This window comes from Corynebacterium riegelii (genome assembly GCF_016728505.1).
Taxonomy (GTDB): Bacteria; Actinomycetota; Actinomycetes; order Mycobacteriales; family Mycobacteriaceae; genus Corynebacterium; species Corynebacterium riegelii.
This window is the reverse complement of the sequence record NZ_CP068159.1, coordinates 1,969,347-1,984,871: the sequence shown is the minus strand read 5'-3', so window position 1 is coordinate 1,984,871 and position 15,525 is coordinate 1,969,347. Positions and strand designations below refer to the sequence as shown.

General features: G+C 59.7%; 15 protein-coding genes. 11 read left to right on the top strand and 4 right to left on the bottom strand.

Annotated features, from left to right (window positions below; translation table 11 throughout):
* Nucleotides 1–2: 2 nt before the first annotated feature.
* Complete coding sequence (locus I6I71_RS09365; protein WP_201820628.1) at nt 3–1,004, bottom strand: hypothetical protein; 1,002 nt, start codon at nt 1,002–1,004, stop codon at nt 3–5.
* A 38-nt stretch (nt 1,005–1,042) separates the two neighbouring features.
* Between I6I71_RS09365 and I6I71_RS09360 the strand changes: the two genes are divergently transcribed.
* From I6I71_RS09360 to I6I71_RS09325, 8 genes are read left to right on the top strand one after another with little or no spacing between them, the layout of a single operon-like run.
* Entirely contained in the window at nt 1,043–1,870 is an 828-nt protein-coding gene (locus I6I71_RS09360) for an undecaprenyl-diphosphate phosphatase (protein ID WP_201823633.1), read from the top strand.
* Nucleotides 1,871–1,880: 10 nt separating this feature from the next.
* Entirely contained in the window at nt 1,881–3,095 is a 1,215-nt protein-coding gene (gene mshC / locus I6I71_RS09355; protein ID WP_201820627.1) for a cysteine--1-D-myo-inosityl 2-amino-2-deoxy-alpha-D-glucopyranoside ligase, read from the top strand.
* 15 nt (nt 3,096–3,110) lie between these two features.
* Complete coding sequence (locus tag I6I71_RS09350; RefSeq protein WP_201820621.1) at nt 3,111–3,494, top strand: hypothetical protein; 384 nt, start codon at nt 3,111–3,113, stop codon at nt 3,492–3,494.
* Complete coding sequence (locus I6I71_RS09345; protein ID WP_330910975.1) at nt 3,487–4,164, top strand: HAD family hydrolase; 678 nt, start codon at nt 3,487–3,489, stop codon at nt 4,162–4,164. The genes I6I71_RS09350 and I6I71_RS09345 overlap by 8 nt, the downstream gene beginning before the upstream one ends.
* A gap of 11 nt (nt 4,165–4,175) precedes the next feature.
* A complete protein-coding gene (locus I6I71_RS09340; RefSeq protein WP_052204275.1) occupies nt 4,176–4,439 on the top strand; it encodes a phosphoribosyl-ATP diphosphatase in 264 nt (87 codons plus the stop codon).
* An 18-nt stretch (nt 4,440–4,457) separates the two neighbouring features.
* On the top strand, nt 4,458–5,306 hold the full coding sequence (gene hisG / locus I6I71_RS09335; protein WP_070494948.1) for an ATP phosphoribosyltransferase: 849 nt from the start codon (nt 4,458–4,460) through the stop codon (nt 5,304–5,306).
* Nucleotides 5,307–5,339: 33 nt separating this feature from the next.
* Nucleotides 5,340–6,764: an aspartate ammonia-lyase gene (gene aspA / locus I6I71_RS09330; RefSeq protein WP_052204279.1), complete on the top strand. Its 1,425-nt coding sequence runs from the start codon at nt 5,340–5,342 to the stop codon at nt 6,762–6,764.
* Nucleotides 6,765–6,793: 29 nt separating this feature from the next.
* Nucleotides 6,794–8,449, top strand: a complete 1,656-nt coding sequence (locus tag I6I71_RS09325) for a formate--tetrahydrofolate ligase (protein WP_201820613.1) — start codon at nt 6,794–6,796, stop codon at nt 8,447–8,449.
* A 7-nt stretch (nt 8,450–8,456) separates the two neighbouring features.
* Here I6I71_RS09325 and I6I71_RS09320 read toward each other — a convergent pair whose 3' ends face one another.
* Together I6I71_RS09320 and I6I71_RS09315 are read right to left on the bottom strand one after the other, a co-directional pair.
* Nucleotides 8,457–9,524 (bottom strand): HNH endonuclease signature motif containing protein, encoded by a 1,068-nt coding sequence (locus I6I71_RS09320; RefSeq protein ID WP_201820611.1) that lies wholly within the window; start codon nt 9,522–9,524, stop codon nt 8,457–8,459.
* A gap of 122 nt (nt 9,525–9,646) precedes the next feature.
* On the bottom strand, nt 9,647–10,438 hold the full coding sequence (locus I6I71_RS09315; RefSeq protein ID WP_052204285.1) for a RecB family exonuclease: 792 nt from the start codon (nt 10,436–10,438) through the stop codon (nt 9,647–9,649).
* Between the two features lie 35 nt (nt 10,439–10,473).
* Here I6I71_RS09315 and I6I71_RS09310 point away from each other — a divergent pair, with 35 nt between their 5' ends.
* Genes I6I71_RS09310 through arc form a run of 3 tightly spaced genes read left to right on the top strand, consistent with a single transcriptional unit; the run spans nt 10,474 to nt 14,127 of the window.
* Entirely contained in the window at nt 10,474–11,673 is a 1,200-nt protein-coding gene (locus I6I71_RS09310; RefSeq protein ID WP_201820609.1) for a M18 family aminopeptidase, read from the top strand.
* The gene (locus I6I71_RS09305; protein WP_052204288.1) at nt 11,674–12,507 is read left to right on the top strand and encodes a tRNA (adenine-N1)-methyltransferase; all 834 of its coding nucleotides are present in this window, start codon (nt 11,674–11,676) and stop codon (nt 12,505–12,507) included. It begins immediately after the preceding gene.
* An 18-nt stretch (nt 12,508–12,525) separates the two neighbouring features.
* The gene (gene arc, locus I6I71_RS09300) at nt 12,526–14,127 is read left to right on the top strand and encodes a proteasome ATPase (RefSeq protein WP_201820607.1); all 1,602 of its coding nucleotides are present in this window, start codon (nt 12,526–12,528) and stop codon (nt 14,125–14,127) included.
* Here arc and pdxR read toward each other — a convergent pair.
* Nucleotides 14,085–15,452 (bottom strand): MocR-like pyridoxine biosynthesis transcription factor PdxR, encoded by a 1,368-nt coding sequence (gene pdxR / locus I6I71_RS09295; protein WP_236587452.1) that lies wholly within the window; start codon nt 15,450–15,452, stop codon nt 14,085–14,087. The two genes, arc and pdxR, sit on opposite strands and share 43 nt — an antisense overlap.
* Between the last annotated feature and the right edge of the window lie 73 nt (nt 15,453–15,525).

Sequence of the window (15,525 nt, the reverse complement as noted above, 5' to 3'; positions counted from 1 at the left end):
CTTTACAGTGTTTCTTTCACGATTTGGATGCCGTCGCCGGTGGCGGAGGCGATGATCAACGTGGCGTCGTCAAGCGAAATGATGCTCTGCGGATCCGCAACTGTCGCTACCTGCGCCTTTTGCGCTGGCACACCACCGGACAGGTCGTAGCCGGTGGCGGTGTTGTCAGCAGTGGACGTGATCCAAGCGAGCTTGTTCGCCGCATCCCACGTCACATCCCACGGGCCTTGCGCCACAGGCGCCGTCTGGTGCAGACGAATGATGTCCATGGTGTTGTAGACAAAGAGCTGCGAGCCGGTCGCGTCAGCCGCGAGCACCACACCATCCGTTCCGTCAATCTTGCCCACGCCAAGGCCCACGCGCAGCGTGCCGCCCTGCCTGCCGCCGGACCAATCGACGTCTTGAATCGTGGTATCGAAGCGATTGATACGCACCACCGCATCATCCTGATCAGGCAACTGCATAGCGATCAGCTGGTCGGTTTCACGCGCTACGGAGATCGTGTCCACCTTTTTACCGTCGCGGTACACCCACACCTTGCGTTGCGCATCGCTCGCGGTTACCACCTCACCACTAGAGGTGACCACTGCGGCGGTCGCAGGCTCTTCCACTTCCAAGGTGGTCTCACCGCTCGCGTCAAACAGGCGTACCTGACTGCCGCAAGCCAACGCGAACGTCCCGGCGTTTGCGCTGACCTCGCCGCAGGAGGCGTCGGTGGGGTAGGTCACGGCAGTGTTGTTACGCAGCTGCTCAACAGTGCCCACATGCACAGCATCATCGGTACGAACCGCAACCAGATCACCAGTGGTATCCAAGTCACGCACCGGGGCAAACGCGATTACCTCCCCGTCCGGGTCTGTCGTCGGCGGCGACGCAACGGGGGAGGCGCTTCCCATGTTCTGCGCCAAATCATCAGCAACTTCAGTCGGGGACGTACAAGCGGCAAGTGAAAGCGCAGCAGCCAGCACAGTCGCCGACGCCACGCGTGTGGGCAAGGGTTTCATAGCTTCCCAGAGTAGTGTTGCAACGCGTGAACGAAACCATGAGCTGGCTCCAAGTCGTCGTTTTGTCCATCGTGCAGGGACTCACCGAGTTCCTCCCGGTGTCATCATCGGGGCATTTGCGCATTGTTTCCCAACTATTTTGGGGCCAAGATGCCGGTGCCAGCTTCACCGCCGTCATCCAGCTAGGCACCGAAGCTGCCGTGCTGGTCTTTTTTGCCAAAGACATCTGGCGCATCCTCACCGCTTGGTTTGCCGGCCTGTTCAACCCGTACAAGCGCGGGCTGGATTATCGGATGGGCTGGATGGTCATCGTGGGCACCATCCCAGTCGGCGTGGCCGGGCTGCTGCTTAAAGACTTGATCCGTGAAAACTTCCGCAACCTGTGGATCACCGCCACCGTGCTTATCCTGTTTTCGCTGGTATTTATTGTGGCGGAGCGGATTGGCACGAAAAAGCGCGGCTTTGAAGAGCTCACCATGCGCGACGCCATTGTCATGGGCCTATGGCAGTGCCTCGCACTCATCCCGGGCGTGTCGCGCTCCGGCGGCACCATCTCCGGCGGCTTGCTGCTGAACCTTGACCGCGAGGTAGCCACCCGTTTCTCCTTCCTGCTCGCCATCCCGGCAGTGCTGGCGTCGGGGCTTTTCTCGCTTCCCGACGCTTTCGCGCCCCAAGCCGGCCAAGCCGCCACCGGCATGCAACTACTCGTTGGTACCGGCATCGGGTTTGTGCTGGGCTACGTCTCCATTGCGTGGCTTCTGAAGTTTGTCTCCCACCATTCCTTCGCTTGGTTTGCGGCGTACCGGATCCCGCTGGGCATCCTCGTGATGATCTTGCTTGCAACTGGGGTGATGCAAGCCGGGTAGGGTGGCCGGTATGCAATCTTGGCCCGTGCCCTCTGTTTCTGCCGTCCCTGGGACCGCCGTCCCGTTGTCGATGTACGACACCGCTGATCAACGCATCAAACCCGTAGACACCAGCGGTGAAGAAGTAGGCATGTACGTCTGCGGCATCACCCCCTATGACTCGACCCACCTAGGGCACGCTGCGACGTATCTCACGTTTGACCTGGTGTACCGCCAGCTGCTGGCGAATGGACACAAGGTGCACTACGTCCAAAACATCACCGACGTAGACGACCCGCTGTTCGAGCGCGCCGCCCGCGACGGAGTGGACTGGCGCGAGCTTGGCACCAGCCAGATTGATCTGTTCCGCAGCGACATGGAGACGTTGTCCGTCATCCCGCCGCGAGACTACATCGGGGCGATGGAGGCGGTTGATGAAATCGTCGTGATGATTCAACGTCTGTTGGATGCCGGGGCCGCGTACAAGCTGGACCACGGTGATATCTACGCGCCTATCGATGCCACAGCCCAGTTTGGTTATGAGTCCAACCTGGACCGCGCGACCATGCTTAAGTTTTTCGCCGAGCGCGGTGGCGACCCGCAGCGCGAAGGCAAGCGCGATCCGTTGGATGCCCTGCTATGGCGTGGCCACAGGGAAGGCGAGCCTGCCTGGGAGTCGCCGTTTGGCCTAGGTCGTCCAGGCTGGCACGTGGAGTGCTCGGCGATTGCTACGAACCGCCTTGGCGCAACGTTTGCCATCCAGGGTGGAGGCAGTGACTTGGCGTTTCCCCACCACGAGTTTTCCGCCGCTCACGCCGAGGCCGCCCACAACACACAGCGTATGGCGGGCCACTACGTCCACAGCGGCATGATTGCGTTGGACGGGGTGAAGATGAGCAAATCCTTGGGCAACCTCGTGTTTGTGCACAAGCTCACCGAGGCGGGATACGACCCTTCGGCGATTCGCCTCGCCGTGTTCGACGGTCACTACCGCGCGGACCGCGACTTCACGTATGAGGTCCTCGATGCGGCTGAGGCTCGTTTGGCAAGGTGGCGTGAGGCGTTGGCGAATGAGGGTGACGTGGGGGAGGTGCGCGTGGGCGTCGATAAGCTAAGGAATGCCCTGGCAAACGACCTGGACACGCCGGCTGCCCTGGCAATCATCGATGAGGCAACTGGCGACGCCGACGGCATGCTGGCAGCCGCCATCGACGGGCTGCTCGGTGTGCAGATCTCAGGGCACTAAGGAAAGATTGCAGCCATGACCACGATTCGTGAGCAGTTTCAGGCAGACGTCGACGAGTTCATCGCAGATCTGACCACTTTTGCATCCGGCTCCTACCTGGCAGATGAGGACAAGGATCTTTGGGACGAGCCCTTCGACCCCGCAGTATTGCCCGATCTGAAGCACATCCTGGAGATGTTTCTGGACGCGCTCGACCAGTGCGGTGAGGACCCATCCGAGGAAACGCTTGTCAAGGTTGTCGCGCCGTTTTACGCAAACTTGGCCGAGTTCAACGCCAAGCACGCCGACGCGGTGCTGGAGCCGGAGGAGAAGGCAGACATCGAGGCACTCGTGTTGCGCGCGGCCGCCGCGACAGGTGCCACCGATGAGGCGCTAGGGGAGTTGCCTGAACTTGAGTAGCCTGCCTGCTGCGGTGTTTTGGGACATGGACGGCACCCTGGTGGACACGGAGCCGCTGTGGGGCATCGCCACCTACGAACTGTCTGAGTACATGGGCCGCCGCATCCCGCCGGAGGTGCGTGAGGACACCGTCGGCGGTTCGTTTGAAAACACCGTGGGCATCCTGTCGCGCTACACGGGCTATCAGCTTGACGACGCTCGCGTGAACCACCTCCGCACCATCATGCACACCCGCATGGCGCAACTGATGGGCGAAGGCGTGGCGCTCAACCCAGGCGTCGGCGACGTGCTGGCGGCGCTGCGTGAGCGCGGGGTGCCTATGTACGTAGCCACTAACACGCCGCACGTGCTGGCAGATCCGTGCATCGCGGGCATTGGCGCGCACTACTTTGTAGACATCCTTAGCGGCGAGGACGTTGCTCAGGCAAAACCCGCCCCCGACATGTACGTCGAAGCAGCCCGTCGCGCTGGTGCGGCGCCCAGAGATTGCCTCGTGTTCGAGGACTCGTGGACCGGCATGAGTGCTGCGGCCGCCGCCGGATGCGCGGTGCTGGGGCTTGCCGAAACGGTGCCTGAGGGTGTGTTGAAGTTTGATCCAACGGACTTTGTTGGCGCAAAGGCGGACGATATTGCGGACTGGTTCGCACGCGCACACGCCATGGTGGGCTAGCATTACCCACCGTGAAACACTTCGACGATCTTTTTGCTGAACTCACCGCCAAAGCCGCCGAGCGTCCCGCTGGCTCCGCCACCGTGGAAGCGTTGGACAAGGGCGCCCATTTCATTGGGAAGAAGATCATCGAGGAAGCCGGCGAGGTATGGATCGCCGCCGAATACCAGTCTGATGCCGAGCTGGCTGAGGAGATGAGCCAGCTGATCTACTGGACGCAGGTGATGATGCTGGAGCGCGGCCTGACTCCAGACGATATTTACAAGTACCTCTAACGCTTTTTAAGGAACACCATGATCCGCATCGCTGTGCCCAACAAAGGGTCACTGTCCGAGCACGCCGTCCAGGTACTGAAGGAAGCAGGCTACAAAGGCCGAGGCATTACCAAAGCCTTGAACGTGGTCGATGAACCCAATGACGTGGAGTTTTTCTTCCTGCGTCCGAAGGATATCGCGATCTATGTCGCGCAAGGTCACCTTGATTTGGGGATCACTGGCCGTGATTTGGCTGCGGATTCACGTGCGTCTGTCGAGGAGGTTTTAGACCTTGGGTTTGGTGCGTCAACGTTCCGTTTTGCGGCGCCGCAGGGCGAGTCGTGGACTGTTGAGGCGTTGGAGGGCAAGCGCATTGCCACGTCGTACCCGCACCTGGTTGAGGATTACTTGGCTGAGAAGGGGATTACGCCTGGTTCAGTGATCCGCCTCGATGGGGCGGTGGAGATTTCCATCAAGCTGGGGGTGGCGGATGTGATTGCGGACGTGGTCTCGACCGGTGCGACGTTGCGTCAGCAAGGATTGGCCCCGTTTGGTGAGCCGATCATGACCAGCTGTGCCGTTGTGGTCAAGCGTGAGGGCATGCAGCTTAACGACGCCCACCGCCGCGTCCTCGGCCGCATCACCGGCATCCTGACCGCACACAACTACTTGATGATTGACTACAACGTAGCTAGGGCAGACTTGGAGCAGGCGTTGGCGTTGACACCGGGTATTACCGGACCGACGGTGTCCCCACTGCATCGTGACGATTGGGTAGCGGTTCGCGCAATGGTTGAGAAGTCTGCCGCAAACCGGGTGATGGATGAACTCTCCGCGCTTGGCGCCCAGGGTGTTCTGGCTACCGAGCTGCGGATCGCACGCCTGTAACCAGTCTTTATCGCGTGGCTATAGTGGGAGGCTATGAGCACTCGCACTGAAGAAGACCTGCTTGGTCGCCTCGACGTTCCCAACGATAAGTTCTACGGCATCCACACACTGCGTGCTGTGGACAACTTCCAGATCTCCGGCACCACCATTAATCAGTTCCCGGAGTTCATCCGCGGCATGGTTGAGGTGAAGAAGGCGACGGCGATTGCGAACCGCCGCCTGCACACCCTGCCAAAGAAAAAGTCTGAGGCAATTGTCGCTGCGTGCGACAAGATCCTCAACGAGGGCTACTGCATGGATCAGTTCCCCTCTGACGTGTTTCAGGGTGGTGCTGGCACGTCGGTGAACATGAACACTAATGAGGTCGTAGCCAACGTTGCCCTGGAGCTGTTGGGCGAGCCGAAGGGCGCCTATGACGTGATCAACCCTAACGATGACGTCAATATGTCGCAGTCCACCAACGACGCATATCCAACGGGCTTCCGCCTCGGAGTGTTCTACGCTGTACAAGGATTGATGGCGGAGCTTGATGAGCTACAGAAGGCACTGCGCGCAAAGGGCGACGAGTTTGCGGACATTATCAAGATGGGCCGCACCCAGCTTCAAGACGCTGTGCCGATGACCCTTGGCCAAGAATTCACCGCTTTCGGCGCCAATCTTGCAGAGGAGCAGCGCACCATCAACAGTGCTGCGGATTCGCTTTTGGAGGTCAATCTTGGCGCCACCGCGATTGGCACCGGAATTAACACTCCGACGGGGTACCGCGACCAGGTGGTCTCCGCGCTGCGTGAGGTGACCGGGCTGGATATTCAGGCTTCCCCGGATCTTATCGAGGCCACCTCTGACACCGGCGGCTACGTCATGATGCACTCCGCGCTCAAGCGCGCTGCGATGAAACTGTCGAAAATTTGCAACGATTTGCGTCTCCTGTCGTCTGGCCCGCGTGCAGGGTTGAACGAGATCAACTTGCCGGAGCGTCAGGCGGGCTCGTCGATTATGCCGGCAAAGGTCAACCCCGTTATCCCGGAGGTTGTCAACCAGGTCTGCTTCAAGGTGTTTGGTAATGACGTCACTGTCTCCATGGCGGCGGAAGCTGGCCAGCTGCAGCTCAACGTGATGGAGCCGGTGATTGCGCAGTCGCTGTTTGAGTCGATCAACCTACTGTCTAACGCGGCGAAGACGCTGCGCGAGAAGTGTGTCGTGGGCATTACCGCAAACAAGGAGGTGTGTGAAGCCTACGTGACGCGTTCCATTGGCATCATCACCTACCTGAACCCGGTGATCGGCCACCACATGGGCGATGTCATCGGGCGCGAGGCCGCCGCAACCGGCAAGAGCGTCTACGACCTTGTGCTTGAGCACGAGCTCATGACCGAAGATGAACTGAAGAAGGTCCTGAGCAAGGAAAACCTCATGCATCCGGAGTACCGCGGCAAGCTCTACATTGACGAAGATTAGAGCCTGAAGCTGCGGTACTCTTGGGGTTCATGAGGACCGATGTTGAAATTGCTCAAGCCCACACGCTAGAACCCATTACTGATATCGCTGATCGCGCAGGTGTATCGGCCGACGCGCTGGTGCCGTACGGCCGCTACATGGCGAAGGTCGACATCACCCAGGTGCCGGAAAACAATCCTGGCAAGCTAGTGCTTGTCACCGGCGTGTCACCAACACCAGCTGGCGAGGGTAAGTCCACAACCCTGATTGGTCTTACGGACGCGCTGGCGCGATTGGGGAAGAAAGCAATCGTGGCGCTGCGTGAACCGTCGCTTGGGCCCGTGATGGGTATTAAGGGCGGGGCTGCTGGTGGAGGCTACTCCCAGGTAGTGCCGATGGAAAACATCAACCTGCACTTCACGGGTGACTTCCACGCCATCACGTCGGCCAATAACACGCTCGCAGCGCTAGTAGACAACCACATTCAGCAAGGCAACGAACTAGGCATTGACCCGCGCAGGATCACTTGGCAGCGCTGCTTGGACGTCAACGATCGTTCGCTGCGCAACGTGGTCACGGGTCTTGGTGGGCCGGGCAATGGCGTGCCGACAGAAACCGGATTCACCATCACCGCAGCCTCCGAAATCATGGCAATCCTTGGCCTGGCGACTGACCTGGACGACCTGAAGCGTCGCCTTGGCAACATCACCATCGGCCTGACTTACGACAAGAAGCCGGTTACCGTGAGCCAGCTCAACGCCGAAGGCGCAATGGCCGCACTTTTGAAGGAAGCGATCAACCCGAACCTGGTGCAAACACTTGGCGGCACGCCGGCCTTCATCCACGGTGGCCCGTTCGCCAACATCGCACACGGCTGCAACACGCTTATTGCTACCCGTACCGCCCAGGCGTATGCCGATATCGTGCTTACCGAAGCAGGCTTCGGATCCGACCTTGGAGCTGAGAAGTTCTTCGACATCAAGGCGCGTGCTGGTGAGTTGGATGTTGCCGGTGCCGTGATTGTGGTGACGATTAGGTCGATGAAGTACAACGCGGGCGTCGATAAGCAAAAGCTCTCCGAGGAAAACCTCGACGCTGTCGCAGCTGGCATTGTCAACCTCGAGCGCCACGTGGAAAACCTCCGCAAGTTCGGCGTGACCCCGGTAGTGGCACTCAACGACTTTGTCACCGACACCGACGCCGAGCGCGAATACGTCCGCAACTGGGCGCGCGAAAAAGGCATTGCACTCGAGATCGCTAAGGTGTGGGAAAAGGGTGGCGAAGGTGCCGAGGACCTAGCCCGCACCCTGCTGGACAACCTCACCGAGAACCAGTCGACCACGCTGTACGATCCCGCAGACGGCATTGAAAACGCCATCGAAACCATTGCACGGGAGGTCTACCGCGCTGAGAACGTCCAGTACTCCCAAGCAGCACTGAAGGACTTGCAGACGCTTAAGGAAAACGGCTGGGACACCCTGCCGGTATGCATTTCCAAAACGCAGTACTCGTTCTCCGACGATCCCTCGCAGCTCGGTGCGCCAACCGGCCACACTCTGCACGTACGCAACCTGTTGCCACGTACCGGTGCAGGCTTCATCGTCGCGTTGACTGGTGACGTCATGACCATGCCGGGCCTCCCCAAGGTGCCAGCCGCCAACAACATCAACGTCGACGGCAACGGCGTCATCTCCGGCCTGTTCTAGATCTGATTTAGGTCCCTGCGGTGCCGAACAGCTGCCGCATCGCCCCAAACGGGTGATACGGGTTCGGCACCGGGTGACCGTTCGGAGATACCCACGTCGGGGTCCCGTCGATACTTTCGATGCGACCTCGCTTTTTGCGCAGCGGGTCATCATCATTGACCCGGTTGTGATAACGGCATAGTGGCGCCAAGTTGCTCAGGTTTGTCTCACCACCTGCCTTCCAGGAGGTGATGTGGTGCAACTCGCAAGCTTCAGAACCATGGCGGCAATCCGGCACCGGACATACCGGCATGACCAGGCGCGCTAGATCCCGCTGCTTTTGGTTTGCCAGGCGCTTCGTGCGGTAGAGGTTCACAGGGCCTTCTTGAGGGTGAAAAAGCCCGACCTCAAGCTCCTTGCCGTACTGTGCGGCAAGGTATTCGGCGCCGGTGATGGTGGTACCGTCGCTAAGACCTAGGATCGTTTCGTCGCCTTGGCCAGCCAGAATCTTCACGTGCTCATCGAGTGGCACCAGAATCATTGGGCGCCGCACTGCCCGCCCCACGCCACCGCCACGCAACACGGCAAGTAATCGTTTCACCATCTGCGGCATCGCTGGCTTGGTCGGGTCAAGCCCTGAGGTACATTCGTGCTCCAAATCTGCAAGTTCGTGCTCGTCAGCGGTAAAAGTGACGGTGCGTAGCTTGTCACGGGACTTTGAAAACGTCACCCGCGGTGTCGCCTTACGCTGCGCCTGAGGGATCAATGCTTTCGCGCGTTCGGCAAGCGTCCGGTACGTGCCGCGGACGCTGAGCAGCTGGATGCGGATCTTGTCTCGCGTGCGCTTGTCTTTGATGCTGCGCAGCCGTCGCTCAAGCATGGCCAGCTGGTCCAAATTCAGTTTTGAACGTCGGGCCTTGTCTCGTGCTTTTTCTTGCTGGCGTCGCTGTTGAGTGGGGCCGAAGTAGATTTCCTGGAGCTTGGCCCACTCGTTCACTTTGGCTTTGTCGTAGCCAGCCGCGATCGCTTGGTCGCGGTCGAACCACTCAAGGATGTCAATGGTTGGTGCGTGTAAGAACTGTTCAAAAGGATTCATGGCCAGGAAGGTAGACGGCGGTCAACCCCTGGTCAATAGGTTTTTCGCCGCCTGTGGATAACTTGGTCAAACCCCCAGAAGTTATCCACAGAAACGGGTCCTTATTGAAAATTCAGCGCTTGTTATTGAAAAACTTCGGGCCATCCGGGATAGGGTGGCGGCGTACCTCCGTACTCTGGGCACAGTGATTGGAACGAACACCAGCCGCAAAGTTTAGACGTTTTCGGCTTAAACGTTCCCTCTTTTCCGTCGGCAACAATATTGGCCCATAGATCGCCAAGATCGCGTTCAAAATACTCCAGCTCCTCACGCGAAGGCTGGATCACCATAGAGTCCATCACCTTCAGGTACATCAGCTTCAGCTGCGCTGGGATGACGTTAAAGAGACGCCAGTACACCAGCGCATAGAATCGCATCTGAAACAGCGCGCTGTCTGCGAACCGTGGCGGCGGCATTTTGCCGGTCTTATAGTCCACCACCCGCACTTCGCCTGAATCAGCGATGTCGACTCGGTCGATGAATCCGCGCACCGGCACGCCGTTTGGCAGGACGGACTCCACACGCATTTCCTGTGCGTGTGGGTCGAAGCGCTCTGGGCCTTCCATGTGGAAGTAGCCTTTGAGGAGCGCGCGGGCGTCGATAAGCAGCTGCATTTCGTCCTCAACCGGCTCGGCGCACGCGGGCTCGAGCTCCTGAAGTCTCGCCCACGCTGGCCGCAGCTCTTTGACCGCGGCCGGATACGTCCGCTGGTCCCGTGGCCAGGTGAACATCTCTTCCAACACCGCGTGCACGAGGGATCCGCGCACCTGGTGGATGGTTTTCGGCTCAGGAATCTTGTCGATGGCCTTCAGCCGGTACATCAGAGGGCATTGCTGGTAGTCGCCTGCGCGCGACGGAGATAATGCGAGCGTCATCGAAGCCAACCTTAGCGCAGCGCTAGGGTGGAACCATGCGTAGCCTTGCAGAGTTCATCACCGCCAGCCCGAGTGCGTTCCACGCAGCCGACGTTGTTCGTAGCGCGTTTGTTGGTGCTGGTTTTGCCGAAGATTCAGAGATCACCCCTGGTGGCCACGTCATCGTTCAAGATGGTTCGGTGATTGCCTGGTGGGTGCCGGAGCGTGCTAACCCGCGTTTTCGCATTGTCGGGTCGCATACGGATTCCCCCGGGTTGTGGCTGAAGCCGAACCCAGAGTTTGCCGGCGAGGGTTTTCGTCAGCTGGCGGTTGAGGTGTACGGCGGGCCGGTGTTGCAGTCGTGGTTCGACCGTGAACTGGCGTTTGCAGGGCGCATCGTGCTTGACGACGCCACGTCTCACCTCATCACCACCCTTCCCATTGCCCGCGTTCCCAACTTGGCTATTCACCTCTACCGCAGCGATGCCCCTGAGATAGACCGCCAGACCCACATGCAGCCAGTGTTGTGCGTGGATACTCCGATGGTGGACATTATGGGTGAGGCCGCAGGCGTTGACCCGAAGCGTATTGTTTCGCACGATCTCATCGCCGTAGATACGCAGGCTCCTGCGGCGATGGGGGACCTCCTGGCTGCAGGGCGCTTGGACAACTTGTCCAGCGTCCACGCGTCTGCGCGTGCCTTCCTGGCTGCAGTGGCTGATGCGCCGGCAGATGGGGATGTGCTTGTGTTTGCCTCGTTCAATCATGAGGAGATCGGATCGGCCACCGCGGTTGGCGCCGGTGGGCCGCTGCTGGAACGAGTCCTGGCCAAGTTAGCAGGTGATATGGGCGACCCGCTGGATGTTTACGCGGCATCGTCCGTGATTTCCGCAGACGCGGCGCATGCCGTGCACCCCAACTACCCGCAAAAGCACGATCCGACGCACCGCCCGCTGATGAATCACGGCCCTGTGCTGAAGATCAACGCGAATCAGCGCTATGCGTCGAATGCGGTGACGGAAGCGCTCTGGCACCGGGCGTGTGCTGTGGCAGAGGTCCCTGTGCAGACGTTTGTTGGCCACAATGCTGTGCCGTGCGGCTCAACGATCGGGCCGATTTCTTCTACACGCCTTGGAATCCCTACGGTAGATGTCGGCGTGCCGCTGCTCTCCATGCATTCAGCACGGGAACTGGTTGGTTTGCAAGACCAGGCCTGGTTCGAGGCGGCGCTAACTGCGTACTACAAAGGGGCATAAATGTATTCGGGCAAATTCCAGGCGGGCGATAAGGTACAGCTCACGGACGCGAAGCGTCGGCACTTCACCATTGAGCTTGTGCCCGACGGTCAGTTCCATTCGCATAAGGGCATTGTGGAGCACAACGACATCATCGGCGCTGATGAAGGCAGCGTAGTGCAGTCCACCCTCGGCGCGGACTACCTGTGCTTCCGTCACCTGTTGGTAGACCATGTGCTGTCTATGCCGCGTGGTGCTGCGGTGATTTACCCCAAGGATGCTGCGCAGATCCTGGTTGAGGGCGACATCTTCATGGGTGCACGCGTGTTGGAGGCTGGCGCAGGCTCGGGTGCCTTGACCATGTCGTTGCTTCGCGCGGTTGGCCCGGAAGGGCGCGTGTTTTCCTATGAGATCCGTGACGATCACTTGGAGTTTGCCCGCAATAACGTGGCGGAGTACTTCGGCTCTGAGCCGCAGTGGTGGACCCCGCGCTTGGGGGATTTCGGCGAGGTGACCGTTGATGATCTCGGCGGCCCGGTGGATCGCCTGATCCTGGACATGGTGGAACCGTGGCATTTCATTGACACTGTGAAAAACTTGCTGATTCCTGGTGGTGTGTTCATGACGTATGTGGCTACGGTGCCGCAGCTGATGAACATCATGGAGGCTATCCGTGAGGCGAAGTGCTTTACGGAGCCGCGCGCGTGGGAAACGCTGCTGCGTGAGTGGAAGGTTGAGGGGCTGGCAACTCGCCCGGAGCATCGCATGAACGCGCACACTGCGTTCCTGGTGTGGACTCGCCGGTTGGCTGATGGGGTGACGCCGCCGAGGCCGCAGCGTCGCGCGCGTAGGTAATCTCGTTATGCTCGAGGCATGATCACTGACGATGCTTTCGGGCCGGAACTGCGCCAATTAAAGCGCGAGAACAGGGATATCTCTGAGCGCAACACCAAGCTTGCGGAGCTGTTGAAATCGAGTCGCGACAAGCTCAACAGCCTCTACGCCCAGGTGGAGGCTTTGGGGGAGCCAGCTTCGACTTACGGCATTTACCTTGAGTCGGCGTCGCAGGATCATGAAGCTGAGATCTATACCTCAGGTCGGCAGATGCGGGTCAAGATCGCGCCGACGGTTGCGCCGGACTCGCTGAAGCCGGGCAAGCTGGTCAGGCTTGGCGACGGCACCGTGATCGTCGAAGCCTGCTCCTACGACACCACCGGGCAGCTAACTACCCTGATTGAGAAGATTGGTGGCACGCGTGCAGTGGTGGCTGACCAACAAGGCACTGAGCACTTGGTGCGTCTGACTGAACCTTTGCAATCGCAGGCCCGCGCAGGTGACACCGTGCTGGTGGACTTAAAGTCTGGGTTTGCGTTTGAGCGCGTACCGAAGACTGAGGTCAATCAGCTCTCCCTTGAGGAAGTGCCGGACGTGACGTACGCCGATATTGGTGGTCTGTCCTCGCAGATCGAGACGATCAAAGACTCTGTCGAGTTGCCGTTTGCGTATCCGGAGTTGTACCAGCAGTACCGCTTGGCGCCGCCGAAGGGGTTGTTGCTGTATGGGCCTCCGGGATGCGGTAAGACGTTGATTGCAAAGGCCGTGGCTAATTCGTTGTCGCAGCGTATTGGCGACGGCGGGCAGGCCCACTTCATTAACGTCAAAGGTCCAGAGCTTCTGAACAAGTTCGTGGGCGAGACGGAGCGTCGTATTCGGCTCATTTTTGAGCGTGCTCGTGAGCTGGCTTCTGATGGTCGTCCGGTGATCGTGTTTTTTGATGAGATGGAGTCAATTTTCCGCACCCGCGGCTCCGGGGTGAGCTCCGACATGGAAACCACAGTGGTCCCGCAGTTGTTGACGGAGATTGACGGTGTTGAAGACATCGCAAACGTCATTGTCATCGGTGCGACCAACCGCGAAGAACTCATCGACCCGGCGATTCTGCGACCTGGTCGCCTTGACATCAAAATCAGGGTGTCCCGCCCGAACCGGGATGAGGCGGCGGATATTTTTGCCCGCTACATCACTGACGACATCCCGCTTGCTTCCTCGTCCGAGGACCTCATCGATGCTGCAGTGGAGGCGATGTACGCCCCTCGCCCGTTTGTCCGCCTCACGCTTGCTGACGGCACCACGGAAACCCTTCACTACCACGACTTTGTCTCTGGCGCGATGATTGCAAACGTGGTTGACCGCGCCAAGAAGCTAGCGATCAAGGATCACATTTCCAACGCCGCCAGTGCTAAGGGTGCTGGTACTGAGGGTGCTAACCACCCTGGCACGGACCAAGTTGTCGAGGAACATGTTGTCGAGGAACATGTTGGTGTGAGCGTCGAGCACTTGCGACTTGCTGTTCGTGCAGAACAAGACGAAAGTGAGGACCTCCCGAACACGGCAAACCCGGATGAGTGGGCTCGAATCACCGGACGTCACGGTCAGCGCGTTGTTTCCGCTGAGGTGGTTTCCGGCTCGGAGTAACTGTCTGTATTCTCGAGTGTCTCCACGATGGCGTTGATCGCTCGGTTGAAGTCCTGGTCAGACAGGTGCGCGAAACTCATCGTCAGCGCAGTGTCTGCGCGGCCAGCTTCAAACCCGGAGCGCGCCAGTACGCCTGCAAAGTCGTTGCGGTGCCCGCGGGTGGGGAAGTGGGCGATGAGGTCGGCGCCGGTGCCGTCGGAAAGCTGAGCATGCGAGGCAACCTTGGCAAGGGCGGGTACAACGCGGCTTTCCAAAATGGCGCGTCGCTTCGCCAGCCTGGCGTGGGTGGCCTTGGTGTTGCGGCGGACGTAGCCGCCGCGAAGTAGCGAAGCTATCGCACGTTGCGTGACCGCGCTGACCGGCATACCCAACACCTGTCGCGTACGCCCTAGGGCCTCTGCCTGGGAGTTTGAGGCAACAACATAGCCTGCGGCGAGCTCGCGAGACAGCAACGTTGAAAATGTTCCGAGCGTAAATACATCTGCGCCGTCCCCAGCAATAGCTGCCAGGGTCGGCTGTGGGGCTGTGCGGTAGCGAAGTTCTGCGTTGAAATCATCTTCGATAATCGAGGTCGAAGTCTCAGCTGCCCAGCGCAGAAGCTGCGACCGGCGAGCAACCGGCATGGCACCACCGAGCGGATACAAGTGAGCAGGCGTAACCAGGATCGCGTCCAAGGTTGCGGGCAGGGTATCAACGCACACACCGTGACTATCCGTTGGGCACGGAACAATCTCGTGACCAGCTGCTTCGATAACGCGCTGTAGGCCGGGGTGTCCTGGACTCTCAACGCCAATGCGTAACCGCCCCGAACTGTGGGATGCAAGCGTAAGCAGAATCAGCATCAAACCTTCGCGGGAACCGCCAGTGACCACCACGTTGCCAGGATCCACCGCAAGGCTGCGCGCAACGCGCAGATGCTCCGCGATTGCGTCACGCAGCTCTACCTGACCTGCCTTATCAACCCGCCCGCCCGAGTCAGATGCAGCCTCCCGCCACGCCGCATGCCAGGCTGCTGGGCGGATTAAACCAGCTGTGCCGGGCGCTGGTTTTAGCGAGATGAGTTCCTGCTTGCGCCTATTTCCCCGCTTATTATGCGTCACCTTGCCAGTGGCTTGCTTGCGCTGCTGCGTATGCGGCGCAAGAACCAGATCCGGGTGGACGCGTGTTGGTGCTCCCTGTGAAGCAAGCAGGTAGCCTTCGCTGATTAACTGCTCATAAGCAGAGACAACCGTTCCCCTTGATACTTTCGCTTGCATGGCAAGCGCCCTGGTTGACGGCACGGTATCTCCGGGGCGAAGTGTTCCATTAGCCACGGCCGCCCGCACCGCTGCGGCGATTTGGGCGGGGAGGGGTTGGGGGTTGGCGGGGGAGACGTCGATAAGCACAATGCCCTCACTG

Bases quoted from the DNA above. Each gene is read 5' to 3' on its own strand.
- I6I71_RS09365 (WP_201820628.1), bottom strand. From the start codon at position 1,004: ATGAAACCCTTGCCCACACGCGTGGCGTCGGCGACTGTGCTGGCTGCT.
- I6I71_RS09360 (WP_201823633.1), top strand. From the start codon at position 1,043: ATGAGCTGGCTCCAAGTCGTCGTTTTGTCCATCGTGCAGGGACTCACC.
- mshC (WP_201820627.1), top strand. From the start codon at position 1,881: ATGCAATCTTGGCCCGTGCCCTCTGTTTCTGCCGTCCCTGGGACCGCC.
- I6I71_RS09350 (WP_201820621.1), top strand. From the start codon at position 3,111: ATGACCACGATTCGTGAGCAGTTTCAGGCAGACGTCGACGAGTTCATC.
- hisG (WP_070494948.1), top strand. From the start codon at position 4,458: ATGATCCGCATCGCTGTGCCCAACAAAGGGTCACTGTCCGAGCACGCC.
- aspA (WP_052204279.1), top strand. From the start codon at position 5,340: ATGAGCACTCGCACTGAAGAAGACCTGCTTGGTCGCCTCGACGTTCCC.
- I6I71_RS09325 (WP_201820613.1), top strand. From the start codon at position 6,794: ATGAGGACCGATGTTGAAATTGCTCAAGCCCACACGCTAGAACCCATT.
- I6I71_RS09320 (WP_201820611.1), bottom strand. From the start codon at position 9,524: ATGAATCCTTTTGAACAGTTCTTACACGCACCAACCATTGACATCCTT.
- I6I71_RS09315 (WP_052204285.1), bottom strand. From the start codon at position 10,438: ATGACGCTCGCATTATCTCCGTCGCGCGCAGGCGACTACCAGCAATGC.
- I6I71_RS09310 (WP_201820609.1), top strand. From the start codon at position 10,474: ATGCGTAGCCTTGCAGAGTTCATCACCGCCAGCCCGAGTGCGTTCCAC.
- I6I71_RS09305 (WP_052204288.1), top strand. From the start codon at position 11,674: ATGTATTCGGGCAAATTCCAGGCGGGCGATAAGGTACAGCTCACGGAC.
- arc (WP_201820607.1), top strand. From the start codon at position 12,526: ATGATCACTGACGATGCTTTCGGGCCGGAACTGCGCCAATTAAAGCGC.